The organism is Mycobacterium angelicum (assembly GCF_002086155.1).
Classification (GTDB): Bacteria; Actinomycetota; Actinomycetes; order Mycobacteriales; family Mycobacteriaceae; genus Mycobacterium; species Mycobacterium angelicum.
Window position 1 is genome coordinate 32,371 of sequence record NZ_MVHE01000003.1, and the last position, 25,311, is coordinate 57,681.

Sequence of the window (25,311 nt, forward strand, 5' to 3'; positions counted from 1 at the left end):
CCGCCGCGAGCGCGCGGGTCTGTACACCGACGCGCCGCGTGGGCCGTACATTCGCGCACGCTCGCGCCTCATGATTCGGTCGCTAACGGACTGGTCGCAACCTCAGTGCCGTCGGCCAGCGCGGAAATCTCGAAGTCGGTGAACACCGCCGGCGCGATGTCGACCAGCTGCCGCAGGCACGCGATGGCCAGCCGGCGAATTTCCACGTCGGCGTGCTCGCTGGCCCGCATGGCGATGAAATGCCGCCAGGCGCGGTAGTTGCCGGTTACCACGATGCGGGTCTCGGTGGCGTTGGGCAGCACCGCACGTGCGGCCTGGCGGGCCTGCTTGCGGCGCAGCACAGCGTTGGGCTGGTCGGCGAACTTGGCTTCCAGCTTGGTAAGCAGCTCGGTGTACGTGGCGCGGCTGGCGTCGGCGGCCTTGCTCAAGATCTGCCGCAGCTCGGGGTCGTCTTCCATGCCCGGAGGTATGACGACCTGGGATTCCTTCTCGGGGACGTAGCGCTGCGAGAGCTGTGAGTAGGAGAAATGGCGATGCCGGATCAGCTCGTGGGTGCACGATCGCGAGATGCCGGTGATGTAGAACGACACAGTCGCGTGCTCCAGCACCGAAAAGTGCCCGACGTCGATGATGTGCTTGATGTAGCCGGCGTTGGTCGCGGTCTTGGGATTGGGCTTTGACCAGCTCTGATAGCAGGCGCGGCCGGCGAACTCGACCAGCGCCGGACCGCCGTCGGCGTCGGTGGTCCAGGGCACGTCCGGCGGCGCCAAGAATTCGGTCTTGGCGATCAGTTGCACGCGCAGCGGCGCGGTGTCGGCCACGGCGCTCACCTTAATCCGCCGAGTCTGTATTGGTGGCGTCGAAACTGCACACAGCGCGCGTGTCGAGCCTGTTTGGGCACCGTGAGTGCAGTTTCGGCGCGAGGTCAATGGGGTTGGTGACTAGATGGGACCAACTGTTCGTGGAAAGCTCACCCCGACGGACGTCGGCGCCGCAGCAGGGGCAGCCTGGCGGTCTTGCCACACTGACTCAAGCTAGAGGTGCGTCGTGACAGCACTCAACCAAGAGTTTCCGAGCCTTTCGGAGCTTCTTGCATGGCCCACTGAACATCTAATCGAAGGCGCGGCGCACTGGGAGTCCACCCATCGGCGATGGTATGACGTCTTCTCGCGGGTCTGGGATGACTCAATGTCGGTCAACTGGACGGGCCAGACAGCTGAGCAACTACGGGATCGGACCTTCGACGATATGACGATGGTCAGTAGAATCGGCGACCGACTCGAGGAAGCGGCCAAGACCGCACGCACCGGAGCTTCGGAACTGTATGCGGCACGGTCGCATTTGCGATATGCGGTTGAGGACGCCCATTCTGCCGGATTTGAAGTCGGCAACGACCTTTCGATCACAGACTCTGGCGCCTGCGAATCGCCGATGACGATGGCCAGCCGGCGTGCCCTGACTCATAATCTCGCTCTCTCGACATCCGTCAGCGCGCAATGCAATTGGTTTCACTGGATCAGCAAGTCGCCGCGCGGGTGACCATCGCGTTCGCCGAACTCCGAACTATGCCTATCGACGACGTGCCCGCCCGCCCACGAGATGACAGCCCAGAACCGGCTCAGCGCAACGGGCTTCAACTCGTCGACAACGGGACTTGGAAGGATGCACCTAGCCCTCCACCCCAATCCCCCCTCGACGCCAACGGCTCAAGAAGTGCAGGAGGTAACCAGAGACCTCCCCCCTGGCAATCGCCCGTTTATCAAAGAGATGGCCCGGCCTCTCGCTCAACCGGTGGCTCCGCCACAGATCGAGCCCAAACCGCCGGCCCGCGTGGCTGTTGAACCCGCTCCGACTGTGGCGCCGCCTGCCCGACTCGGACCGCCTCCGATCCTTGGTCCAGTGCCTCCGGAATCCATCCCGCACCCTGTTCAACTGCCGCACAGCAATCAGGGAACACCGCCCCGCCAAGAAGTTGGGTACGAAATGCAAGCTGCAGCAGAATGTTTGAGGTCATAGGCTATGCAGGTCGTTCGACACAACTCGGAGCAGCGCGCAGAATGAACAACATTCGCAGAACAGTGCGTGAGGAGCTGCTGCTCGATGGGCTAGAAGGTGCCGTGCCGCTTACGATCGTTGATTCGCACGCCACTGAGCTGAATCCGGCGATACCGATATCAGAACTGCAGAAAGAGACATTAGAGACGGTACGTTCGCTGGTGAGCGATGGACTTTTCTCCCTTGGCGCTATGTCCGGCGAAGACGGAAGTTGGGTCGAATGGAACGAATCGCTCGCCACATCAATGCAGAAGATTTCCGACGCGTACGTCAATAATTACGAGGATCCTGCAGCTTGGATTTGGGCGTGGATGAAGCTCACGGACAAGGGCAAACAGGTCGCACGAGCATTAGGGCAAGAATGTACCGATCCAGATTCATCATGTTGAGCTGCAGCCTAACGACCATTTATTGGACAGCAGGATAGATACTGGGCAAGTTTCTCGGAGACACTTGCCGTCAGCCTCGTCCAGCCAAATGGACCAGTGGCGAACGGCAACGGCTGGCCTGCGCCCAGCGCACCCACCATTACAGCCTCGAACTCATCCACCGATCTGCTCCAACTGTTCCCGAACCACCTTCTCCAGCCTTGCCGATTCATCAAGCGACGCAAGCAATTCCGCCTTCAGCCGCGCGATCTTCTCGTCGATCGGCTCACCCTTGTCCTCAACCTCGGGCGCTCCGACATACCGCCCGGGGGTCAGCGCGTAGTCCGCAGCTTTGATCTCCGCCAACGCAACCGACTTACAGAAGCCCGGAATATCCTCGTAGGTAATGCCTTTCGCGGCGGCCGAGGAAGAAGCCCGCCAGGCATGGTAGGTATCACCGATCCGCACTATGTCGTCGTCGGTCAATGCCCGCTCGGCCCGGTCCACCATGTAACCCAGCTCACGGGCGTCGATGAACAGCACCTGACCGCCACGGTCAACAGAACCTTGCTTACCTGCACCTTTATCCTTCGCCAGAAACCACAAGCACACCGGAATACCTGTGCTACGGAACAGCTGTGTCGGCAGCGCGACCATGCAGGACACCAGGTCGGCCTCCACGATCTGCGCACGAATGTAATTCTCTCCGTTCGCGTTCGACGACATCGAGCCGTTGGCCATGACCACCCCGGCTTTACCACCAGACTTGAGCTTGAACAGGATGTGCTGAATCCACGCGTAGTTGGCATTGTTGGCGGGCGGGACGCCGAACCGCCACCGTGGGTCCTCTTCATCACGTGCCCAATCCTTGATATTGAACGGCGGATTGGCCATCACGTAGTCCATCTGCACCTCGGCATGCTGATCGCGCGCGAGTGTGTCGCCCCACCGACTGCTCAAACCACTGTGATCGATCCCATGGACGGCCAGATTCATCTTGGCCATACGCCAGGTCTCCTCGACACTCTCCTGGCCATAGATGGCGATGTCTTTCGCGTCGCCCTGGTGGTCGGCGAGGAACTTCTCTGTTTGCACGAACATGCCGCCCGACCCGCAGCACGGGTCATATACCCGGCCCTTGGCGGGTTCGAGCACCTCGACGATCACCTTCACCACGCAGGGCGGGGTAAAGAACTCACCCCCCCGCTTACCTTCCGCCCGGGCGAAATTGCGCAGGAAATACTCGTAGACCTCACCCATCAGGTCTCGCGCGTTGTGCTCACCCTGACGACTGAATCGCACGCTGTTGAACAAGTCGATCAGTTCGCCGAGCCGCCGCTGGTCGATGTTGTCACGGTCATAAAGTCGTGGCAGCGTGCCGCCGAGCGTCGGATTAGCGTTCATCACCGCATCCATGGCGTCATCAATCAGCTTTCCGATATTTTTGTCGGGCTGGTCCTCGTTCGCGGGCTTGTCTTTGGCGTTCTCCGCCAAGAATTCCCATCGCGCCGTCGGTGGCACCACGAACACGTTGTAGCCGTGGTACTCCGCGGGATCATCGCTTAGTACATGAATCTGATCGGCATCCATGCCGTCGGCCGCCAACTCAGCAAGAATCGATTCACGGCGCTCGTCGAACGCGTCGGAGACGAATTTCAGAAAAACCAGGCCCAGGATCACGTCCTTGTATTGGCTAGCCGAAAGCGACCCGCGGAGCTTGTCCGCGGCCTTCCAGAGCGTGTCCTTGAGCTCCTTCATCGTCGACGGTGCTTGCGGCTCCTGTTTTTTCCGGGACGGCATCGCATGCATCCTTCCTAGTGCCGACGGGCAACCCCGACACACCATGTTCCACATCGAGGGGTCAGGGCCCGCGGCAACCCCGCGAAACAACGCGGTTTTCAACTCGCGAGGGGCCGCTCCGGACGCTTGCTTGTCGTTCGTAGTCATGAGCCTCAGCCAACGCGGCCTCACAACACTCGGCTTGGCCGCGCAGCAGAACTGCAGCCGACCAAGTCGGCCATTCACTTCCGGGAGAGGCAGTTTCATTGATGAGTGTGTCAGCACTAGCGGGCCGACCTCAGCCGATGCGGACGGGCGAATCGTCCGGGGAAAACACCCGCAGCTCGCGAATCCCCTGTCGACCGCAGAGTGTCCTCAGGATCGAACTGCCCGGCCCAACGCACCGCTCGGCGAGCGACCTGACGGCCAGCTCAATTCAGACGAGCGCGCCGAAGATCTAGACTCTTGCACTGGAATCACTTGCGCCGTCCAGCGGTTGCTGGCCGCGCTCAACGACGCGAACCCCGAAGCCCACGCGATTTTTTCGACCGGTTCGTCCTCAGGTGAGGTGGCTTAGCCCACCGACGGCTAGCGACTCAAGTACAAGCCGGCCGGATATCGGTGTGGATGAAATCATCACCGACGAAAAGCAGCGGCTCCCCGGTGACGTGGGCCAACGCGTAGCTAAAGGTATCGCCGAGATTGAGCCCGGCCGGATGCCCGCTCCCGCGGCCATAGTCACGGTATGCCTGCGCCGCAACTCGCGCTTGGTCGGCATCGAAGGCTTCAATGCCGATTCCATAATCGTTGAGCAATCGATCAACCAGCCGACTGATCTCCGGCCGGTTTGGCCGCTTCATCACTGCACACAACTCGACATAACTTGGTGCGGAGATTCGCGAGTTCGGTGAGTTGACCAGCGCGTCCTTAAGTGACTCCGCACTCGTTTCACCGCGCACGATCGCGACGATGGCTGAGGTGTCGACAATCATCGCGGCAAACCATCGTCGTCGTAAAGGTCGGACTCCGTCTGCCCAATCGCGCGCTTGTCGTCGTCGGTGAGCAATCTGCCGAGCTCCTGCAGGGTTTTTTCCGCCGCAGTGCGCCTCGCCGTAGCCCCGACGGACCCTTCGCGGTCCAGTTCCGCTAGCCGTCGTGCGACGGCTTCTTCGATCGCCGCCGTCTGATTGGTGCCCGTACGCACCGCAAGTTCGCGCACCAATCGCACAGTGCGTTCGCTCTTGATATTCAGACTCATGGTAGAACGGTACTCGAATGACGGTAGACAATCTACCCTGTCGGGTTGACGACCGCGGCGGAGTCCGTAAGTCGCACCTTGCCCGTCAACAGAAGCGGCAGGAGTTCATCGCGGAGGGCTGATAACCGGCCCGATTCCGCTCTTCGATGGCGACAGAGAGCACCAAGGCCCCTAAGGGTCTGCGCCGTCCCGGCGTCCAAACTCCGTACATCCGGCACTTGGGTCCCCAGTAGCTCGCGCGGTTGAATTCGCTGACGACTTCCGGTCATGCCAGCCCCCCTTTGTTGCAAGGTGGCCAAGACGTCGCGCTGGCGTAACGCCGACCAGAGCGCGCAAGGGTCGACCCCGATCGGTTGCAGTACGACGAATTCGGTGCTCGCCAATGCCATTTCTGACGGCAGCTCGGCGACATTCCAAATTCGCGGTATTCTGGGATTCATCTTAGAGAATAAAACGCATCCCGCCGATATACGAAATTTGTTGCTCTTGATACTGCTGCCGTCAACGATAATTGGTCGGGCGCCGTTGTCGTATGCGGGAAAACTGTAGTATGCAACTCTTCGATCGAACCGTGCAGGCTCGAGACACACGGCCGACCTACTAGCCAGAGTTGACAGCGCGGTGCGATCAGAGATCCGCGCAACCATTGCGACCATTAGCGCCTCAGCGGCTGCGATGACATGGTTATTAGCCATGATTTTGTCGTCCAGGGCGCCGAGAATCTCGCCGATTCGACGACGCTCGGAGGAGATATCCGACACAGTAACGCTTCTGAGAATGCTCAGATTCAGCAGTGGCTGGCCGGATCCGGCACGATACCGATTAAGCCCACATGTCTGCAATGCGTAGTACCAATATCGCGTTTCTTCGGGGTTGTCGGCCCGGCACACCAGTGCATTATCTGTGACCCACACATCCCTTTCGCAATAGCGAAGGCTACCGCAATAGGATCCAACACGACCTATTACTATCAGAGGCCCCCGAGCATTGCATTCCGACGTATATCCGATGACCCCGTTGGCACCATAAACGGGAAAGCGCTCGTGAGGGATTCGTGGCGGCGGTGCGCCGCCCGCGCTGAAATCGAGGTGATCTCCTAAGCGCACCGTGCGAGTCATCAGCCGGCCCGTTTGGTTGCGGTGCGCAGTTCGGCGGCCAGGTCGCCCCGGCTCGAAACGGTGACCCCGCCCAGTTCCAGCCAACCGGCCATCGACTCGAGCTCCGCGGTGAGCGCCTCGGCCGTTCGGGCCCGCGGCGCGCCGGGTTCGCCGAAGGCGCCCACCACGCGCAGCGTGTTGGCCGCGCGGTCGGCCTTGAGATCCACCCGCGCGACCAACTGCCCGTCCAGCAGCAGCGGCCACACGTAATACCCGTATCGCCGCCTGTCCACGGGCGTATAGATCTCGATGCGGTAGTGGAAATCGAATAGCCGCTCGACCCGGGGCCGGAAGAAGATCAACGGGTCGAACGGACACAGCAACGCCGTGCCGCGGTCTCGGCGCGGCACCGTTCGTCCGGTCCGCAGGTAGGCCGGCGCCGGCCAGCCCTCGACGTCGACGCGCTCGATCTCCCCCGCGGCTATCAGATCGGCAATGGCCGGCTTGACCTGCTGGGCGGACAGCCGGAAGTAGTCGCGCAGGTCCGCCTCGGTGCCGACGCCAAGCGCGGTCGCCGCCCGCAGCGTCAGCTCCCGAACGGCCTCCTGGTCGTCGACGTGCCGGGCCAGCACGTCGGCCGGCAGCACTCGCTCCACCAGGTCGTAATGCCTGGCGAAACCAACCCGGGTCGCGGTGGTGAGCACGCCGGAGGCGAACAGCGCTTCAGCCACCCACTTGGTGTCACTGCGCGTCCACCAGGTGCCCTTCTTTCGGCGCGGCGCCGCTTGCAGATACGCCTCGATCTGACCGGCCGTGCTCGGTCCTAGTTCGCCGACGGCGGCGACGATGTCGTCGGCCAGCTGCGGGTTGGCCTTCACTACGTGGGTGCCCCAGCGTCCATGGGTGTACTGACGCATCCGCCAGCGCAGCAGCGGCCAGTCGTCGACGGCCATCAGCGCAGCCTCATGCGCCCAGTACTCAACGAGCAGTCGGGTCCGTAACGGACCCCACGCCACCCGGTCCAGCACGTCGCGGTCGTACGGCCCGAGTCGGCTGAACACCGGCGCGTAGTGCGCGCGTACCGCCACCGACACCGAGTCCAGCTGCAATACCTGGATACGCGAAATCAGCCGCTGTAGATGCGCACGCGTGACCCTGCCCGCCGGCCGCGGCTCGCTAAAGCCTTGGGCGGCAACGGCTATCCGCCGGGCTTGCGCAACGGTGATCCTGCTCAGCCGGTGCCGACTTTCTGGCCCGAGAGTTCCATATCGTTCAACTCCTGGCTCTACTCCGGTGGATTCTTTCGTTCCTGGTACGCGGTCTCAAGCGTGGCGGGAACCCCCTCGAGGTCGCGGTACACGCCCATCAGTTGTTCCAGGACTTTGATTCGCTGCTGACTCGCCTGGTCCACGGCGCGTCGAGCCGATTCGCGATGACGATCAGCTTCCTGCTTGGCGTCGGCGACGAGCTGCTCACGCTCGGTCTGCGCATCAGCGCGCATGCTGGCCAATTTGCCAGCGAGCTCTTCCTTGGTGTCGTCATACTCGGCTTCCAGGGCTTTTCGCCGCTCGGTGAGTTCCGCCAGCAACTCCTCGTGCTTTCGCCGCTCGGCTTCGGCCTCCGCCTCGGCCTCTGCGATGAGCGCCTGTACCTCGGCCCGCGCCTCGGCCTGCATCTGCGAAACCTCGTCGACCGCGCGTTGCAGCATCTTCGCCATCCGCTGTTGCATAGCGCGGGGCGAGGATGAAGTGTCCGTCAGGTCTGCGACTTCCTTGCGCAGGTCGGCTGCTTCATCGCTGGATTGCTTCAGCCTGGCTCGCAGGCTCTCCACGTCGTCGATCAGCAACTGCTGTTTGGTGGTCAACACCTCGATGTGGGCATCAACCGCGGCCGCATCGTAGCCCCTGAACATGCGAGGGAACACTTTTGCGGGTTCGGTCATCACTGCCTACTCCCCCTTTGGTAACGCCTGATAACCCCGCCAGCCGACCCCGAATCGAGTATGGCACGGACATGCCGCTGACGCGGCTGCCGCTCATCGGCGGTAGCTGTGATACCGGTACCGCAGCCCGGTCCGGCTTACCTGCCACTCCCCGGCCTCGCCGACCCAGGTTTCGTCGAGCACCGGCGCCAGCGCGTCCTCGTCTTCGCGCGGCAGGTCGATCTCGACTTCGGTGACCTCGCAGCGGGTGGAGTACGGCAGCGCAAGTAGATAGATCTGTGCACCGCCCATTACCCAGATGTCCGATCCGGTTTCGGCAAATGCCTGCTCAAGAGATTCGACGACCGTCGCACCCGGTGCCATGAAGCCAGTCTGGCGGGAGAGTACGACATTGTTGCGGCCCGGCAGCGGCCGAACACTGGCAGGCAGCGAATCCCAGGTCCGCCGGCCCATCACGACGGTGTGGCCCAGGGTGACCTTCTGGAAGTGCGCCAAGTCCTCGGGTACCCGCCACGGGATGTCACCGCCGCGGCCGATCACGCCGGACGCCGACTGAGCCCAGATCAGGCCCACGCCCGCCCGGTGCGTCATACCGCTACTGGGGCCTTGATCGCAGGGTGCGGGTCATAGTTCTCGACGACGACGTCGTCGTATATGTAGTCGAAAATCGAATCTCGCTGGGCTAAAACAAGTTTCGGATACGGTCGCGGTTCCCGGCGCAATTGTTCGCAAACCTGCTCGACGTGGTTGTCATAAATGTGGCAGTCGCCGCCGGTCCAGACGAACTCTCCGACCGCAAGGCCGGCCTGGGCGGCCATCATATGTGTGAGCAACGCGTAGCTGGCGATGTTGAAGGGCACACCGAGAAACAAGTCGGCGCTGCGCTGGTAGAGCTGGCAGCTCAGCCGGCCGTCGGCGACGTAGAACTGGAAGAACGCGTGACACGGCGGTAGCGCCATCTGTGGAATGTCGCTGACGTTCCAGGCCGACACGATGATGCGCCGCGAATCCGGGTCGGTACGCAGCAAATCCAACGCCGCGCTGATCTGGTCGATGTGCTCGCCCGACGGGGTGGGCCAGGATCTCCACTGCACTCCGTACACCGGACCGAGATCGCCTGTCTCACTGGCCCATTCGTCCCAAATGGTGACTCCGCGCTCTTGCAGCCAGCCCACATTGGAATCGCCGCGCAGGAACCACAGCAACTCGTAGACGACCGACTTGAAGTGCACCTTCTTGGTGGTGAGCAGCGGGAAGCCCGCCGACAGGTCGTATCGGATCTGATGGCCGAACAGGCTGCGAGTTCCGGTGCCGGTGCGGTCGGATTTGGCTGTGCCGGTGTCGAGCACCACACGCAACAGATCCTCGTAAGGAGTTGCGATCGGCACGCGGCAAGCCTACCTGCGGCCTTACGGAGTAGAACGGGTGCCATGCCGAAAATCAGCGTCCAAGTGACCACCTCCGACGGGGTATGCGCCGTCAAACTGTTCACTCCCGAGGGCACCGGCCCCTGGCCCGGCGTCGTGATGTTCCCCGATGCCGGCGGAGTGCGCGACACCTTCGATCAGATGGCGGCCCAGCTGGCCGGCTTCGGGTATGCGGTGCTGCTTCCCGACGTGTACTACCGCGAGGGCGACTGGACGCCGTTCGACATGGCGACCGCGTTCGGCGACGCGAAGGAACGCGCCCGGATCATGTTCATGATCGGCACCGTGACACCGGACCGCATTACCCGCGACGCCACTGCGCTGTTCGACTATCTGGCCACGCGCCCCGAGGTCAGCGGCGAGCGCTTCGGTGTGTGCGGCTATTGCATGGGCGGGCGAATATCGGTCCTGCTGGCCGGCCGTCTTCCCGACCGCGTCGCGGCGGCCGCATCCTTCCACGGCGGCGGGCTCGTTACCGACAACGCCGACAGCCCGCACCTGTTGGCCGACCGGATGGCAGCCACCGTGTACATCGGCGGCGCCAAGAGCGATCAGTCGTTCACCCGCGCCCATGCCGAACAGCTCGAGCAGGCCTTGACGGCGGCCGGGGTGGACCACCGGATCGAGTGGTATCCCGCCGCCCATGGCTTCGCTGTCCCGGACAACCCGCCGTACGACGAAGCCGCCGCCGAACGGCACTGGGCGGCACTGACAGAAACCTTCAGCGCGGCGCTGCCGGGGCTACCGCGCTAGGCGCGTCGCCGGATGTGGAGTCGGAAACGTGGCATCTCGTTGAGTCCGACGAAGTGTTCGCCGATTCTTGCTCCCGACCAGGCCGCCGCTTTCGACGAAGCGCAGATCGACTGCACTGCAACGGTATTGATGTGCACAAACCCTATCGAAGTCAGAACAATGGCTCGGTTTGCAGTCCGCAATGCGTACGGATCACCTCGTAGTCACGATCGCGATGTGCCACAGTTACCCCGATCCGCAGCGCCACAGCAGCCACCTGGCAATCGATCAGGCTGCGTATGGTGTCACCGCCGCGACGACAGCGCCGGTGGATCGCGGCCGCATCTTCCGCGTCGCGCACAGGCGCGAGAGGCTCGATGGTGAACCGCTGTAGGAGTCGTCTCCGTAATGCTGCCTTCGACTCGTCGGTGGTACCGATCAGCAACTCCATCATCACGACCTCAGGAACGATCACCTCCGAGTTGGCCGCAATCCGATCTGCCAGCCATCGGCTAGCGAACGACTCTGAAGTGGAAAGGAATTCAATCCAGACAGAAGTGTCGACAATCATCTAAGACTGGTCTGTTTGTCCCATGCCCGCGTCCGAAAACGATTCGATCTGATCATTGGTGAAGTCGAACCCGCTGCCCTGGAGGGCCAACGCCGCGTCGCGGTCCAATGGTTCACCCACCAGCCTGCGCAGGGCGAAGTCGACGGCGCTTCGCTTGGAATCCAGTCGGTACATTCGCTGCGCCGCGGCCACAAGTTCATCGTCGATCTCGATGTTGGTTCGCGACATGCCACCACCGTACACCACTATGTGTATACAGGTTTGACGACGAATCAACGAGCGAGAAGCCGAGATCGCCCGGAGTCCACTAGCTGACGGGCAGATCGACCAGCTCGGCCAGCCGGGACCGGTGCCGGTAGGCCGTACCCAGGGCCAATTGGTCGCTCTTGGCCCGCTTCAGATAGAGGTGCGCGGGATACTCCCACGTCATCCCGATACCGCCGTGCAGCTGTACGCACTCCTCGGCGGCGTGTACGGCGACACCGCTGCAGTAGGCCTGCGCGAGCGCCGCGGCGACGGCAGCATCCTCGTCTTCCCGGGCACAGGTGTCGGCCGCGTACCGGGCTGCGGCCGCGGCCGAACTGACCTCGAACCACAGGTCCGCCAGCCGGTGCTTGATCGCCTGGTACGAGCCGATCGCGCGGCCGAACTGTTTGCGCTCCTTGGCGTATGCCAACGTCGTGTCGAAGCACCACTGCGCCAGACCGAGTTGCTCGGAGGCCAGCAGCGCCGCCCCCGTCTCCAATGCCGCCTGGACCGGACCGTCCCCCAAGCCGACCCCTGACGACGTCACCCCCGAAAAACGCACGTCCGCAAGGGGTCTGGTCATGTCGAAGGACAACCGCGGCGATACTTCGACACCCGTCGCGTTGCGCGAAACAGTATGCAGCTCGAGCCCTTCCGCTCCGGCGACCGGCACCACCAGCACGTCGGCTTCGGCCGCACCGGCCACGCTGGTCACCAGACCGGTCAAACCGTCGGCTCCGTTGCTCACCCCGGGGAGCGCCGCACCGGGTGGCGTCGACAGCGGCACCACCAGCGCCGCGGTGATACTCCCCTGCGCCAGCTCCGAGAGGGTCTCCCTTTCACCGGCCCGCAACAGCGCGACCGTGGCGAGCACCGAGCTGGTCAGAAACGGCACCGGCGCCACGGCCCGCCCGATCTCCTCCATCACGACCGCCGCCTCACGAGCACTCGCGCCCGCCCCGCCCAGCGACTCGGGTACCAATAGCCCCGCAACTCCAAGCTCGGCGGCCAGGGTTCGCCAGAGCGGCGAAAAGTCCGGCGGCTCGGAGTCGTACGCCTTGGCCACCGTCTCCGGCGGGCAACGGTCGGCGAGCAACTGCCGGACGCTATCGCGCAGCGCCTCCTCGGTGTCGGAATAGAGCAGGTCCCCGGTCATCGCGGCAAGTCCTTCCACGCCACCGTCTTGTCGACACGGTGTTCGCCAGGCAGACCCAGGATCCGCTCGGAGATGGTGTTGCGCAGGATTTCCGAGGTGCCGCCTTCGATCGAGTTGCCACGGGCCCGCAGATAGCGATAGCCGGGTTCGCGGCCGATCAGGTCGACGGTCTCGGGCCTGCGCAGCGTCCAATCGTCGTAGTGCAACCCGGTTTCGGCGTGCAATTCCAGATCGAAACCCGAAATCTGTTGCGCCAGACGGGCAAAGGCCACCTTCATACCGGCGCCTTCAGGGCCGGGTTGACCGCTGGCGGCCTGCTGGCGCAACCGCTCGCCGGTCAGGCGCACCACTTCGGCCTCGACCCACAGCCGCATCAACTCGTCGTGCATCGCCGGGTTGCGCAACGCGGGGTCGTTGCGCCACGCCTCGGTGATCTTGCTGATATGGCCGCCTTCGCGGGGTACGCCACTGCGCGAACCGATCGCGACGCGCTCGTTGTTCAGTGTCGTGGTCGCCACCCGCCAGCCGCCGCCTTCGGGGCCGAGCCGGTTGGCGTCAGGAACCCGTACATCGGTGAGGAACACCTCGTTGAACTCTGCCTCGCCGGTGATCTGGCGCAGCGGCCGGATGTCGATGCCCGGCTGGGTCATGTCGCACAGAAAGTACGACAGCCCAGCGTGTTTGGGCACATCGGGGTTGGTGCGCGCGACGAGGATGGCCATCTGCGCATGCTGGGCCATCGACGTCCATACCTTCTGGCCTTTGACCACCCAGTCCTCGCCGTCGCGGACCGCACGCGTTGCCGCCGCGGCCAGGTCGGAACCCGCGCCCGGCTCGCTGAACAACTGGCAGTACAGGTGTTCACCGGTGAACAACGGGCGCAAGAACTTTCGTTTCTGTTCGTCGGTGCCGAAGGTCGCGATCGTCGGCGCGGCCATGCCGATGCCGATGATGTTGCGGCCACCGCCGGCCGGGGGTGCACCCGCCGCGGCAAGCTGGGCCTCGACCTGCGCCTGATACGTGTGCGGCAGGCCGAGCCCGCCGTTACCGGACGGGAAATGCACCCAGGCCAGGCCCGCATCGAACCGCGCACCGAGGAAGTCCCGCGCGTCGGTGGTCGCCGGGTCATGCTCGTCGAGCAGCGTCTGTACCCGCGCCCGCAGGTCTTCCTCGGTATTCATGTGCTCTGGTAGCCCTGCGCCGGGCCAAGCAAAAGGCCGCCGTCGATAACCATGGTCTCGCCGGTGATCCAGCTCGCGGCGTCGGAAACCAGGAAGGCGACCGCGTCGGCCACATCGGCCGGCTCACCGATGCGCCCGAGAGCTATCGACTTGGCCAGCGGATCCTCGTGGTCCTTCCACAACGCCTCGGCGAGCCTGGTTCGCACCACGCCCGGACAGATCGCGTTCACCCGGATGCGCGGTGAAAGTTCCAGCGCCAGTTGCTTGGTGACGTGAATCAGCGCGGCTTTGGTGGCGTTGTACATGCCCATGGCCGGTGACTGATGCATGCCGCCGATGGAGGCGGTATTGACTATCGAACCGCCGTGCTCGCCCATCCACGATTTGACGACGAGCGACGTCCACAGCAAGGGCGCCCAGAGATTGACGTCGAATATCTTGGTGAAGCGGGCATGGTCCTGGTCGATCAGTGGACCGTAAGCGGGGTTGGTCCCGGCGTTGTTGATCAGGATGTCCACGCTGCCGAAGCGCTCCAGGGCGAGGTCGACGCAGCGCCGCGCGGCATCCTCGTCGACCGCGTGCGCGCCCACACCCAGGGCGCGATCGCCGACCTGCGCCGCGGCCGCATCGGCGGCCTCTTGCTTGCGTGCGGTGAGTACGACGTTCGCGCCCGCTGCGGCCAGCCGCTGGCCTATCGACAACCCGATTCCCCTCGAGGCGCCGGTGACTATCGCGGTGCGGCCGGTCAGATCCATAGAGGTCATTTCGCCCGATTTCTCGTGCCCGGGTTTTGTACACGTGGGCACGTGGTATGCGACTGGAATGTTAGCGAGATTAAACCTCATGAAACCACTGGTCGTGGCCGGGGCTGTCGCTACAGCGATTGCTGCGGCACCCGTTGCCACCGCCGATGTCTTAGCGACCGGCCCGGCGCCGGCCGGCTCCGGCATTAGTCACTTCGTCCCCAAGAACGACCCACCCGGGCCGGGCGGTGGGGGCTGCGACCCCAACGGCAACTGCGGGGGCGGCGGCGTCAACGGCGGTCCCAACGGCGGCCCCGGTGGCCAGGGCTGCGTCCCGGGCGTCGGCTGCGGGTCAGGTGGCCAGTTCGGTGGGCCGGGCGGCGTGCCGGGCGGAAGCGGATGCCTACCGGGCGTCGGCTGCGGCAGCGGACACGGTTAATACCGTCAAGCAAGCCTGGCGATCCAGGCCCGGGACTCCGCCGGGTCGATGACGTCGTCGAGTTCGAAGGTGGTAGCCGAGCGCAGCGCCTTGCCGTGCTGGTAGGCCGCCTCGACCAACCGATCGAACAGCGCCTGGCGTTCGGCCCCCTCGGCCGCCGCGGCTAGTTCTTTGCTAAAGCCAAGCCGCACAGCGCCTTCCAGGCCCATACCACCGATTTCCCCGGTGGGCCAGGCGACGGTGAACTGCGGCGCGTGGAACGAACCGCCGGCCATGGCCATGGCGCCAAGGCCATAACCCTTGCGCAGGATGATCATTCCGAGCGGCACCGTCAACTGTGCGCCGACGATGAACATCCGGCCGAACCGGCGCACCGCGGCGTCCTTCTCCGCGTCGGGACCCACCATGAATCCCGGCGTGTCGCACAGTGAGATCACCGGCAACCGGAATGACTCGCACAACGCAAGGAAGTCGGCGACCTTGTCGGCGGCCTCGGCGTCGATCGCGCCGCCGAGGTGATGGCTGCTATTGGCAATCAACCCGTATGCCACGCCGTCGACACGTACCAGCGCGGTGACGACCCCCACGCCGAAGTCGGGGCGCAGCTCCAACACCGAACCGATGTCGACGATCGACTCGATGGCCCGGCGCACGTCGTAGGCACGTAACCGGTTCTGCGGCACCACATGCCGGGCCAGCCGGGGATCCGGGGCCGCCCAGTCCTCGACGCTGCCCTGAAAGTAGGACAGATACTGCTTGGCCAATGACACCGCATGCGCCTCGTCGCGAGCGACCAGGCTCACCACGCCGTTGTGCCGCTGCACCTCAATGGGTCCGATTGCCTTGGGCGAGTACACGCCCAGGCCGCCGCCTTCAATCATCGCCGGGCCGCCCATTCCGATGTTCGCGTCCGGGGTTGCGATGATCACGTCACAGACGCCCGCCAGTGCGGCGTTTCCGGCGAAGCAGTACCCGGAGACGACGCAGACCAACGGAACCTGGCCGCTCAAGCCGGCCAGCATCCGGAACGTCGGCACGTCCAGCCCGGCCATACCGCCGACGTCGGTGTCCCCGGGTCGCCCGCCACCGCCTTCGGCGAAAAGCACCACCGGTAACCGCTTTCGGACGGCTACGTCGAACACGCGGTCGGTCTTGGCGTGGTTACGCATCCCCTGCGTTCCGGCCAGCACGGTGTAGTCATAGGACACCACGACGGCTTCGGCCCCGCCGATGGTGGCCACGCCGGCGACCAACCCGTCGGCCGGGGTATTGGCGATCAGGTCTTCTTCCGAACGCCGGCTGCGCTGAGCGGCGATCACCAGCGCGCCGTACTCGACGAAGCTGCCCTCGTCGACCAGATCGGCGATGTTCTCCCGTGCGGTGCGTCGGCCTTGGCTGTGCCGCTTGGCAACCGCGGCTTGTCGGCCCTCGTCCAGCGTAACCAGATGCCGGCGTCTGATCTCGTCGAGGTCGGCCCGCGACCGATCCAAATCGACTGTGGCAGCCGATGTTTCGCTATCAATGCGGTCATCGGTGCGGGTGAAGACCAGCAACGGGTCGCCCGTGCCGACAACCTGGCCGGGCACTACGAGACTGCGCACGGTACGCAGCGCACCGGGGGCGGCCAGCACGTGCTGCATTTTCATCGCTTCCAGCACGACCAGGTGCGCACCGGCGCCGAATTCGCTGCCTTCGGGCACGATTTCCACGACGGTTCCGGCCAGGTGTGCGCGCAGCGCCTCCTCGCCCGGATAGAGCTCGACGGCGGCAACCCGGACATCACGCTGGTGCGCCAGCGCGGCCGTCGCCAGCCCGGGAAGCTTGGTGTCGAGGAAGCTGGTCGGCACCGGACCTGATTGGACTTCGCTGTCGGACAACAGCTCTCGCAGAAATCCGATATTCGTGCCGATCCCCTCGATACTGAACTCGGCCAGCGCGGTACGCGCCTTGCGCACCGCAGCGGGAAACGAGGATCCGTGCACGTGAGTGATGACCTTGGCCAGCAGCGAGTCGTACCGCGGACTCGTCGTCAGTCCGGGCCGCCCGTAGGTGTCGACGCGCACGCCGGGCCCACTCGGCGGTGAGAACACCGTCAGGGTGCCGGTCGCGGGCAGGATGGAGCCGTCGGGGGCGTACGTCTCGGTGTTGACCCGGGCTTGTATCGCGACACCGCGTCGGGCGGCGGGTTCGCCGATGACTTCGCTTCCGTCAGAGGCGATTCCGGCCGGCAAGCCCAGCTGATAATAGGAAGCTCCCGTAGCGATGGCCAGCTGCAGGGCCACCAGATCCACCCCGGTGACTTCCTCGGTCACCGTGTGTTCGACCTGGATTCGCGGATTGATTTCGAGGAAGAAGAACTTTTCGCCGGCTACCAGGAACTCGACGGTAGCCAGTCCGTGCAGGCCCACTCTAGCGCACAGCCGGGCCGCGGCCTCATGTAGTCCGTGCCGCAAGCCATCCGAAAGTTCTTGAGCGGGAGCAATTTCGACGAGTTTCTGGTAGCGCCGCTGGATGCTGCAGTCGCGGTCGCCGAGTGCGAGCGCGCGCGTCTGGTGTCCGACGGGTGCGCCGACGATCTGCACCTCGATGTGCCTGGCGGCACCGAGATGCGCTTCGGCGAACACCGCCGGATCTCCGAAACCCAGTTCGGCCTCGGTGGCGCACTGGCGGTAGGCGTTGTCGAGCTGATCGGCGTCGTCCACCTTGCGCATTCCCCGGCCGCCGCCACCGGCCAGCGCTTTGATCATGATGGCGCCGTCTTGCCCGGCGAAGAAGGCGCGGACGTCGGCAACGCTGCTGGGGCCCTGGGTCGCGGGAAGCACTGGCACGCCGGCCGCGATGGCGGCACCGCGTGCCGAGGACTTGTTCCCCACCAACTCGAGCACGTCGGCGTGCGGACCGACGAATGTGTAACCGGCGCCCGCGCAGGCACGGGCGAATTCGGCGTTCTCGCTGAGAAATCCGTAACCCGGATGGATCAGTTCGGACCCCGAGCTTTTCGCCGCGGCCAGGATCGCGCCATGGTCCAGATATGCAGCTACCGAGACCGCTTCGTCCGCGGCGTGCACGTGGGGGCTGTCGGCATCGTCCTCGGCGTAGACGGCGACCGTTTGGACGTCCAATTCGGTTGCCGTGCGGATGATTCGAAGGGCGATCTCGCCACGGTTGGCGACCAGCAGCCGCATAGCCGCTAGATTAGACGACGACCTGCTTGGGCATCACCACGGGCTTGAAGCCGTAGCGCGGCCCGGCGTATGCGCCGCTTCCCTTGGCGGCCGTGGCCATCCCCGGCATCCCGGGCATTCCCGCGATAGCCCCGCCCTCCTCCGGAATCGCCCAACCGCTGCCGTCGGCCACCGACGCACCTACGGTCATCGCCGGAACGGCCGAAGACCAGCCGGCCGGCACCGACAACCCACCTACCGCGGCGGCCTGACCCATGCCCGCGGCCATCGGCGTCACGCTGTGCGCCAAACCGGCCGCTCCCGCCGCGGCGGCGGGAGCGGCAGCGATCGCGCCCTCAGCGGCAGGCCCCAGGGCGTTGACCGTGTGGCCCAGGAACACCGCATTGCAAATACCGGCCATGACGAACCAGGCGGCGGTGTTGACCGCGCCGTTGATGGCGTTCTGCACGAAGGGGACGCCGAGCAGGTCGGTGATGTCTTGCAGGATTCCGCCCAGCCCTGTGCTGGCCGCCGCCGAGGCGACCGGTGTGGCCAGGCCCGTCACCGCGCCTTGCAGGTTGGTGATCAGGTTGCCCAACCCGACTTGTGAGACGGTGCCGGCCGCTGCGGCCTGGCCGACCGCTGCCGCCTGACCGGCCAGCCCACCCGGATTCGTCATCTGCGACGGCGCGGTCAACGGGGTGAGCACCCCGGCCGCTCCCGAGGAAGCCGCGTAGCCGTACATGGCCAGAGCGTCCTGTGCCCACATTTCGGCGTACTGAGCCTCGGTCGCCATGATGGCCGCGGTGTTCTGGCCCAGCACGTTGGTGGCAACGAGCGCGGCCAGCAAGGCCCGGTTGGCCCCGACCTGCGCCGGCGGCACCGTCATGGCGAACGCCGTCTCGAAGGCGGCTGCCGATGCCGTGGCTTGGGAGCCGGCATGCTGGGCGCATTCGGCGGTGTAAGTCAGCCAGGCCAGATAGGGCTGGGCCGCGGCGGCCATCGACAGCGACGCGGGACCCGCCCACTGCTCGGTGGCCAGCTGCGTGATGACGGACTCAAAGGCGGTCGCGGTGGTACCCAACTCGACGGCCAGGGTGTTCCACGCCGCCGCGGCGGCCATCATGGGCGCCGCGCCCGCGCCGGAGTACATGCGCACGGAGTTGATTTCCGGGGGCAAGGCTGCGAAATCCATTGCTATCTCCTTCTTTTCGGGCTAACCGACGGCCGGCTTCGGCATGACGATGGGCTTGGCTCCGTAGCGCGGCGCCCCGAAGCCGGCGCTGTTGCGCGTTGCCGAGGCCAATCCGGGTAATCCCGGAATCGCTGTCACGGGTACGGCTTGCGTCGCGGCTGCGGTCCAGCCCGCACCTTGCAATGAGGTGACACTCGAGACCAGCGTGGCGGGTCCGGCCCAGCTCGGCGGCACCGACAAAGCACCGATTGAGGATGCGGCCGCCAGCGGAGCCGCACCCAGGCCAGCCGCCGCAGCGGGTTCCAGCGCTGTGGCCGCCAAGCCGCCTGCGGCAGCGTCGGCGGCCGCATCGGCGATTTCGGTCTGCTCAACGGCGGGCAGAAGACCGCCGCTGGCCAGCCCGATCAGATCCGATGCGGCAGACGCCCAGTTCCCGACCCCGATGTTCACGATGTTGGCCAGGTCTGAGATCCACGGGGGTACCGGGTTGGGTGCGGCGCCGAGCAGGCTGGTGATCGTCGAGAAGGGCGAAGCGGCCGCCGCCGAGTTGGCGGCCTCAGTGTCGGCATAGGTGCCGGCGCTGATCTGCAGGGTGTTGACGAACATCTGATAGGCGGCCGCCGCTTCGGCACTGACCTGCTGGTAGAGGCTGCCGTAGGCGGTGAATAGCGACGCCTGCAGCGCCGACACCTCATCGGCTGCCGCGGGTATGACGCCGGTCGTCGGGGCGGCCGCGGCCACGTTCTGGGCGTCCATCGCGGCGCCGACGGTATCCAGTTTGCCCGCCGCAGCGGCCAACTCTTCCGGCTGTGTGCTCAGGAATGACATATCCCGCTCCTCGGATTCCTGTGTATTTGCTGGTCGATATCTGCTTATTAGCTGTGCAGAGGCTGTGTGGTGAGATAAGGCTAGCGATCCCCACCCCCGCGGTCCTGATCGGAAGCCGCAAAAGCTGAGTTTTTACGGCTTGTTTACGCTGGTGCCGGCAGTCTTAACGCTGTCTCGTCGAGCGTGTCATTTGCGGCTATTCGCCGCAGAGAAATGAACCGCATTCGGGTTAGCGCAGCGGTGGGCCCCATTGCACCTGTTTGCGAAGTGTGCCTTTGAGCAGTTTGCCGCCGGCATTGCGCGGCAGCGCCTCGGTCACCACCGTGACATATTGCGGAACCTTGAAGTCGGCGAGCTGGCTGCGGCAATGGTCGAGCACCGCGGCCACATCGATCTCGTCTTCGCCGCCGAACAGCACGGCGCCGACCTTCTCCCCCATGACTTCGTCGGGCACCGCCAGCACGCAGGCATCGGCGACATGCGGGGCCGAGAGCAGCGCGGCTTCGACCTCCACGCTGGAGACGTTTTCGCCACCCCGGTTGATGATGTCCTTGAGCCTATCGATGATGTGCACACGGCCCGCATCGTCGACCCGGACGACGTCGCCGGTGTGCAGCCACCCATCCACAAATGTGGCCTTGTTGGCTTCGGGCCGATTCCAGTAGCCGCCAGTAATGTTGGCACCGCGTACCACCAACTCACCCACGTTGGAATCGTCCCCGAACGAAACCACACCGATATCCACCGAAGGGACCGCGTAACCCACCGAGTCGGCGTGCTCGACGGCGTCCTCGGCGGGTAGCACGGTCATTAGCGACGCCGATTCGGTCATGCCGTACCCGTTGGAGACGGTGGCTTGCGGAAACACGTCCTGCAGGGTCTTGACCAGCGATGGGGCAATCGGCGCACCACCGTAGCCGACCCAGCGCACGGCGGAAACATCGGCTTCGGCAAATGCCTTGTGCCGCGTCAACAATGAGTACACGGCGGGCACGGTCACCATGAACGAGATCTGCTCGGCCGCCAGTGTCGCAATTACCTGGTCGAGGTTGAGTGCGGGCATGATCACCGCCGTTCCCCCGGTGCGCACAGCGCTCAAAAGCTGCGAATTGCAACCGGTTACATGAAACAGCGGCACCGAAATCAGGGTGCGCAAATCCTCGCCTGGAGCGTCGTCTTGCCCGAAGCAGCGCAGCATGTTCTCGGTGTTGGTGACGAATGCCTCGTGAGTGGTCGGTACGCCCTTGGGGTGACCGGTGGTCCCGGAGGTGTAGAACATCGCGGCAATGTCTTGGCGGCCAAGCCCTTCAGCCACGTATGGCTTCCCGTCGGGCAGCGGCGTGCCGGCGGCCAGATCGACCTGTACCCCGGCATCCGACAGCACGAACTCGACCTCCGGCTGCGCCGATCGCGTATTGACCGCCACCGCAACGCCGCCCGCCATCACCGTGCCCCAGAATGCGAGCACCCAGTCGATTCCCGCGGGATAGCGCAGCGCGACACGCTCCCCCGGCTTCAGACCAGCCGCGCGCAGACCACCAGCAACCCGCGACGCCCGGTCCCAGAGCTGGCGGTACGTCAAGCGGTCTGCACCGAGCTCGGCCACCGCCTCGTTGTTGGGGCGCGCTTCGACATGCTCGGCAAGCATGTCGAGCAGCGTCTCTGGTAGTCCCTCGTAATGCGGAATTCCGTTGGGGTAGCGGGAAACTCCCGTCTGCGGGAAAGGATTGCGATCACGCGGAATCAGGTTCACCTGAGACATTTCGTCACTCCATCAGCGTCGCGGCCAGCGTGCCGCCAAGCTCGTAGGCCTTCTCGCGGGTGGCGGCGTCTATTGCACCGACGATCTCGAGCACGTCGGCGGCTTGGCTGAGCGCCAGTCCGGTCGCCAGCTTGCCGACCGCCGCGGCGGCGCCGACGGTGTCGTTGTTTCCGTGCACCCACAGACCGTAGGGACGGCCGGCGACGTGGTCAAGGCTCGGGTAGTAGACGGTGTCGAAGAAGTGTTTGAGCGCACCCGACATGTAGCCGAAATTGGCTGTGGTGCCGAACAAATAGCCGTCGGCATCCAGCATGTCGGGCAGGGTGGCGGCCAGCGCGGGCCGGGCCAGGACGTCGACGTTCTGAATCTCGGGGTCCTTGGCGCCGGCGAGCACCGCTTCTAAGAGCTCGCGGGTGGCCGGCGAGGGGGTGTGGTGCACGATGAGCAGCGTCTTACGCGGGTTACTCATTGGGCCTGCGCCTGCAGTTGCACGGCCGCCTTCATCGCCTCGCGGGCGCGCCGCCGATCCCCCGCGTAGTCATAGGCGCGCGCCAATCTGTACCAGCGCCGCCAGTTATCCGGGTCGTCTTCCAGTTCGGTGCGCACCGTATCGAACAGGGCGTCGGCCGCGTCTCGCTCGATGCGGCCCGACGCCCGCCGCGGCAGCGCCGTGGTGTCGAGTTCCATTCCGTCTTGCGCGATCAGGCGAGCCAGCTTCTGGTGCGCGAATCCGGCTCGCAGCGTGGAGATCATGGCCCACAGGCCCAGCATGGGCATGATCAGCACGGCCAGGCCCAGTCCCACCGCGGCCGGCCGGTCGGAGGCGATCATTGCGACGGCAAGGCGACCGAGCATGACGAAGTACGCCAGCATTGCCACGCACATGAATGCGATCAGCAGCTGGACGCGTACGGTAGCCGTCATTGCAAGTTGAGCAACGGCTCCAGCCCTACGGTCAGGCCGGGGCGTTCTTTGACGCGGCGAACTGCCAACAGCACGCCGGGCACAAACGATGTCCGGTCGATGCTGTCGTGGCGGATGGTCAGCGTCTCCCCTTGGGTGCCGAACAGCACCTCCTGGTGTGCGACCAGTCCGGCCAGCCGGACCGCATGCACGGGTATCCCGTCGACGTCGGCGCCGCGTGCGCCAGGAAGGCTGGTGCTGGTGGCATCGGGGTTGGGCGGCAGGTCTTTTCGCGCTTCGGCGATGAGTTGCGCGGTGCGGGTCGCAGTTCCGGACGGGGCGTCGGCCTTGTGCGGATGGTGCAACTCGATCACTTCTGCGGAGTCGAAGAACGGCGCGGCCTGCTTGGCGAAATGCATACAGAGCACCGCGCCGATCGCAAAGTTAGGCGCGATCAACACGGAGGTCTCCGGTCTCTCGGCGACCCAAGACTGCACCTTCTCGATGCGGTCGGCGGTGAAGCCGGTAGTACCGACGACGGCGTGAATTCCGTTGTCTATCAAGAACTCCAGGTTGCCCATCACCACGTCCGGGTGGGTGAAGTCGATGACGACCTCGGTATTGCCGTCGGTGAGCAGATTCAGCGGATCACCGGCGTCCACCTCGGCGGACAGGGTCAGATCCTCGGCGGCCTGCACTGCCGCCACGATCGTCGCTCCGACTTTGCCTTTAGCGCCCAGCACGCCTACCCGCATGGCTGCCAGCCTACTGCCGCGCATCTTGGCGCGTCCCTGGACGGGGTAACCGGTCGCGGCGGGCAATGCAGTTCGAATATGCGTTCGGAAGCCGCTGTGTGGACACCCTCGAGCCTTAGGCTTGCTGATGTGAAATCGCGCGACATCAAGATCCGCCAGGCCAAGCCGGCCGACTTCGCGAAGGTCGCGGCCATGCACTATCCGGTGTGGCGGCAGTCGTGGAGCGGCATGCTCTCGGATTACGAACTCAATATGCTCGCGCCACCACAACACTGGGCGGCGCAGTTGTACCCACAGACGCTGAGCCGCCGCGGCTGGATCATGTGGCTTGCCGAGTCCGGCGGCCAGGTTATCGGTATGGCCATGTATGGACCCGACCTGACAAACCCACGCGACCTTCATATCGACGCGCTCTACGTCATGGAGAACGACCAACGCCGCGGCATCGGCGGCCGCCTGCTCAACAAAGCCCTGCACGCCGATCCCACCGAGGACGTGATCCTGTGGGCCGCGAACAAAAACGAAAAGGCACGCCGCTTCTATGAAAAGAAGAACTTCGAACTTGACGGCAGATCTTTCGACTGGAGGCCACTGCCCGGTGTGAGCGTGCCGCACGTGGGCTACCGGCTCAGGCGTCGATGACCACCCGGTCACCGTTGGCCCGTGACACGCAGACCAGCATCTCGTCGTCACCCTCGGCGGCGCGCCCCCGGCGATCGACCTGTCCGGCAAGCACTTTCACCTTGCACGTTCCGCAGAATCCCTGCTGGCAGGAGTATGCGGTGGTGGCGTCGCGATCGAGCATCACCGCGAGTGCCGAACGATTCGATGGCACCCCCAGCACCTGCCCCGACCGCGCGAGTTCCAACTCAAAAGCGCTTCCGTCGATCACCGGCGGTGGGCTGAACCGCTCGTAATGCAGCGGCGCAGAAGCATGTTCGTCACGGGCCACCCGGACCGCCTCCAGCATGGCGGTCGGCCCGCACACGTATACCGCAGTCGTCGCACCGGCTCCGGCCAGCAGCTCGTCAACCCCGGCGAAGCGGCCGTGCTCGTCGTCGGCCCACACGGTGACGCGGTCGGGCGCCAGCGCGACCACTTCATCCAGAAACGGCATGTATTGCCGGCTTCGGCCGGCATAGATTGCGCGCCAATCCATTCCGCGCTGGGCAGCCAGCTGCATCATCGGCAGCACCGGGGTCACGCCGATACCGCCGATCACGAACAGCACATCGCGCTCGGCTGTGCCCAGATAGAACGCGTTGCGCGGACCTTCGAACACCAATGTGTCGCCCACCCGGTAAGCGTCGTGCATCTCGATCGACCCGCCGCCGCCGTCGGCGATACGGCGGATCGCGATGCGGTAGTCGGTGCGCCGCCCAGGCGGACCGCACAGCGAATACTGGCGCCGCCGGCCCGAGGGCAGCTGGACGTCGATATGCCCGCCGGGGGTCCAGGACGGGAGTAGCCCGCCGTCGGGATCGGCCAGGGTCAGCGCCACCACGTCGGGGGCCACCAGCTCGCGTTTGGTGACCACCGCCGGGTGCGTCCGTCGCACCGGCGTTACCCGTGACGGCTTCCACCGCGATGCCGAGGCGAAGCCGCCGAACATCGCGCGAACGCCCCACAGCGCGGTGGCGAAGCGGTCCCGCTGCCGCCGGCCATACAGGTCCGCAGGCCTACTCGTCCAAATGCTCTCCGGCACAGCGT

Annotated in this window: 27 protein-coding genes; 5 read left to right on the plus strand and 22 right to left on the minus strand. The window is 64.9% G+C overall.

From position 1 onward, the window contains the following. Nucleotides 1–68: 68 nt before the first annotated feature. Entirely contained in the window at nucleotides 69–821 is a 753-nt protein-coding gene (gene thyX, locus BST12_RS02855) for an FAD-dependent thymidylate synthase (protein WP_083111688.1), read from the minus strand. 226 nt (nucleotides 822–1,047) lie between these two features. Here thyX and BST12_RS30570 point away from each other — a divergent pair, with 226 nt between their 5' ends. Then, nucleotides 1,048–1,539, plus strand: a complete 492-nt coding sequence (locus BST12_RS30570) for a hypothetical protein (RefSeq protein ID WP_139801464.1) — start codon at nucleotides 1,048–1,050, stop codon at nucleotides 1,537–1,539. 461 nt (nucleotides 1,540–2,000) lie between these two features. Further along, nucleotides 2,001–2,444: a hypothetical protein gene (locus BST12_RS33210; RefSeq protein ID WP_245850032.1), complete on the plus strand. Its 444-nt coding sequence runs from the start codon at nucleotides 2,001–2,003 to the stop codon at nucleotides 2,442–2,444. Between the two features lie 153 nt (nucleotides 2,445–2,597). On the opposite strand, the gene BST12_RS02875 is transcribed toward BST12_RS33210, so the two are convergent. From BST12_RS02875 to BST12_RS02910, 8 genes are all read right to left on the minus strand, one after another. After that, nucleotides 2,598–4,223 (minus strand): class I SAM-dependent DNA methyltransferase, encoded by a 1,626-nt coding sequence (locus BST12_RS02875; RefSeq protein ID WP_083111690.1) that lies wholly within the window; start codon nucleotides 4,221–4,223, stop codon nucleotides 2,598–2,600. 575 nt (nucleotides 4,224–4,798) lie between these two features. Beyond that, entirely contained in the window at nucleotides 4,799–5,194 is a 396-nt protein-coding gene (locus BST12_RS02880; protein ID WP_083111507.1) for a type II toxin-antitoxin system VapC family toxin, read from the minus strand. Then, nucleotides 5,191–5,460 (minus strand): type II toxin-antitoxin system VapB family antitoxin, encoded by a 270-nt coding sequence (locus BST12_RS02885; protein ID WP_083111508.1) that lies wholly within the window; start codon nucleotides 5,458–5,460, stop codon nucleotides 5,191–5,193. Before BST12_RS02885 ends, BST12_RS02880 begins: the two co-directional genes overlap by 4 nt. Before the next feature lie 32 nt (nucleotides 5,461–5,492). Next, nucleotides 5,493–6,578 (minus strand): restriction endonuclease subunit S, encoded by a 1,086-nt coding sequence (locus tag BST12_RS33215; protein ID WP_083111509.1) that lies wholly within the window; start codon nucleotides 6,576–6,578, stop codon nucleotides 5,493–5,495. Continuing rightward, entirely contained in the window at nucleotides 6,578–7,792 is a 1,215-nt protein-coding gene (locus BST12_RS02895; RefSeq protein ID WP_083111510.1) for a winged helix-turn-helix domain-containing protein, read from the minus strand. The genes BST12_RS33215 and BST12_RS02895 overlap by 1 nt, the downstream gene beginning before the upstream one ends. A 50-nt stretch (nucleotides 7,793–7,842) precedes the next feature. Continuing rightward, nucleotides 7,843–8,502 carry a DivIVA domain-containing protein gene (locus BST12_RS02900; RefSeq protein ID WP_170062043.1) on the minus strand — a complete coding sequence of 220 codons (660 nt, stop codon included), beginning with the start codon at nucleotides 8,500–8,502 and terminating at the stop codon, nucleotides 7,843–7,845. A 90-nt stretch (nucleotides 8,503–8,592) separates the two neighbouring features. Beyond that, nucleotides 8,593–9,090: a dihydrofolate reductase gene (locus BST12_RS02905; protein WP_083111512.1), complete on the minus strand. Its 498-nt coding sequence runs from the start codon at nucleotides 9,088–9,090 to the stop codon at nucleotides 8,593–8,595. Further along, nucleotides 9,087–9,887: a thymidylate synthase gene (locus tag BST12_RS02910; RefSeq protein ID WP_083111513.1), complete on the minus strand. Its 801-nt coding sequence runs from the start codon at nucleotides 9,885–9,887 to the stop codon at nucleotides 9,087–9,089. Before BST12_RS02910 ends, BST12_RS02905 begins: the two co-directional genes overlap by 4 nt. Nucleotides 9,888–9,929: 42 nt before the next feature. Between BST12_RS02910 and BST12_RS02915 the strand changes: the two genes are divergently transcribed. After that, nucleotides 9,930–10,679 carry a dienelactone hydrolase family protein gene (locus BST12_RS02915; RefSeq protein ID WP_083111514.1) on the plus strand — a complete coding sequence of 250 codons (750 nt, stop codon included), beginning with the start codon at nucleotides 9,930–9,932 and terminating at the stop codon, nucleotides 10,677–10,679. A gap of 151 nt (nucleotides 10,680–10,830) precedes the next feature. Here the strand turns inward: BST12_RS02915 and vapC are convergent, their stop codons facing one another. From vapC to BST12_RS02940, 5 genes are all read right to left on the minus strand, one after another. Then, nucleotides 10,831–11,229 carry a type II toxin-antitoxin system VapC family toxin gene (vapC, locus tag BST12_RS02920; RefSeq protein WP_083111515.1) on the minus strand — a complete coding sequence of 133 codons (399 nt, stop codon included), beginning with the start codon at nucleotides 11,227–11,229 and terminating at the stop codon, nucleotides 10,831–10,833. Then, complete coding sequence (locus BST12_RS02925) at nucleotides 11,230–11,457, minus strand: type II toxin-antitoxin system VapB family antitoxin (RefSeq protein ID WP_083111691.1); 228 nt, start codon at nucleotides 11,455–11,457, stop codon at nucleotides 11,230–11,232. 79 nt (nucleotides 11,458–11,536) lie between these two features. Then, nucleotides 11,537–12,631: an acyl-CoA dehydrogenase family protein gene (locus BST12_RS02930; RefSeq protein WP_083111516.1), complete on the minus strand. Its 1,095-nt coding sequence runs from the start codon at nucleotides 12,629–12,631 to the stop codon at nucleotides 11,537–11,539. After that, nucleotides 12,628–13,812, minus strand: a complete 1,185-nt coding sequence (locus BST12_RS02935; protein ID WP_083111517.1) for an acyl-CoA dehydrogenase family protein — start codon at nucleotides 13,810–13,812, stop codon at nucleotides 12,628–12,630. The genes BST12_RS02930 and BST12_RS02935 overlap by 4 nt, the downstream gene beginning before the upstream one ends. After that, nucleotides 13,809–14,576: an SDR family oxidoreductase gene (locus tag BST12_RS02940; RefSeq protein WP_083111518.1), complete on the minus strand. Its 768-nt coding sequence runs from the start codon at nucleotides 14,574–14,576 to the stop codon at nucleotides 13,809–13,811. Before BST12_RS02940 ends, BST12_RS02935 begins: the two co-directional genes overlap by 4 nt. 79 nt (nucleotides 14,577–14,655) lie before the next feature. On the opposite strand from BST12_RS02940, the gene BST12_RS02945 reads away from it, so the two are divergent. Beyond that, a complete protein-coding gene (locus BST12_RS02945; protein WP_083111519.1) occupies nucleotides 14,656–14,994 on the plus strand; it encodes a PE-PGRS family protein in 339 nt (112 codons plus the stop codon). A gap of 5 nt (nucleotides 14,995–14,999) precedes the next feature. On the opposite strand, the gene BST12_RS02950 is transcribed toward BST12_RS02945, so the two are convergent. From BST12_RS02950 to dapB, 7 genes are all read right to left on the minus strand, one after another. Continuing rightward, nucleotides 15,000–18,179, minus strand: a complete 3,180-nt coding sequence (locus BST12_RS02950) for a carboxyl transferase domain-containing protein (protein WP_083111520.1) — start codon at nucleotides 18,177–18,179, stop codon at nucleotides 15,000–15,002. Between the two features lie 10 nt (nucleotides 18,180–18,189). Then, nucleotides 18,190–19,353 carry a PPE family protein gene (locus BST12_RS02955; protein WP_083111521.1) on the minus strand — a complete coding sequence of 388 codons (1,164 nt, stop codon included), beginning with the start codon at nucleotides 19,351–19,353 and terminating at the stop codon, nucleotides 18,190–18,192. Nucleotides 19,354–19,374: 21 nt separating this feature from the next. Next, nucleotides 19,375–20,181, minus strand: coding sequence for a PPE family protein, SVP subgroup (locus BST12_RS02960; protein WP_083111522.1), 807 nt, complete (start codon nucleotides 20,179–20,181; stop codon nucleotides 19,375–19,377). Between the two features lie 229 nt (nucleotides 20,182–20,410). Then, a complete protein-coding gene (locus BST12_RS02965; protein ID WP_083111523.1) occupies nucleotides 20,411–21,943 on the minus strand; it encodes a class I adenylate-forming enzyme family protein in 1,533 nt (510 codons plus the stop codon). A gap of 4 nt (nucleotides 21,944–21,947) precedes the next feature. Then, nucleotides 21,948–22,412: a flavodoxin family protein gene (locus BST12_RS02970; protein ID WP_083111524.1), complete on the minus strand. Its 465-nt coding sequence runs from the start codon at nucleotides 22,410–22,412 to the stop codon at nucleotides 21,948–21,950. Continuing rightward, nucleotides 22,409–22,867 carry a hypothetical protein gene (locus BST12_RS02975; RefSeq protein ID WP_083111525.1) on the minus strand — a complete coding sequence of 153 codons (459 nt, stop codon included), beginning with the start codon at nucleotides 22,865–22,867 and terminating at the stop codon, nucleotides 22,409–22,411. Before BST12_RS02975 ends, BST12_RS02970 begins: the two co-directional genes overlap by 4 nt. Beyond that, nucleotides 22,864–23,601 (minus strand): 4-hydroxy-tetrahydrodipicolinate reductase, encoded by a 738-nt coding sequence (dapB, locus tag BST12_RS02980; RefSeq protein ID WP_083111692.1) that lies wholly within the window; start codon nucleotides 23,599–23,601, stop codon nucleotides 22,864–22,866. The genes BST12_RS02975 and dapB overlap by 4 nt, the downstream gene beginning before the upstream one ends. A gap of 78 nt (nucleotides 23,602–23,679) precedes the next feature. On the opposite strand from dapB, the gene BST12_RS02985 reads away from it, so the two are divergent. Continuing rightward, nucleotides 23,680–24,243 carry a GNAT family N-acetyltransferase gene (locus tag BST12_RS02985; RefSeq protein ID WP_211281196.1) on the plus strand — a complete coding sequence of 188 codons (564 nt, stop codon included), beginning with the start codon at nucleotides 23,680–23,682 and terminating at the stop codon, nucleotides 24,241–24,243. Here BST12_RS02985 and BST12_RS02990 read toward each other — a convergent pair. Next, the gene (locus BST12_RS02990; RefSeq protein WP_083111526.1) at nucleotides 24,230–25,306 is read right to left on the minus strand and encodes a PDR/VanB family oxidoreductase; all 1,077 of its coding nucleotides are present in this window, start codon (nucleotides 25,304–25,306) and stop codon (nucleotides 24,230–24,232) included. The two genes, BST12_RS02985 and BST12_RS02990, sit on opposite strands and share 14 nt — an antisense overlap. Nucleotides 25,307–25,311: the final 5 nt, after the last annotated feature.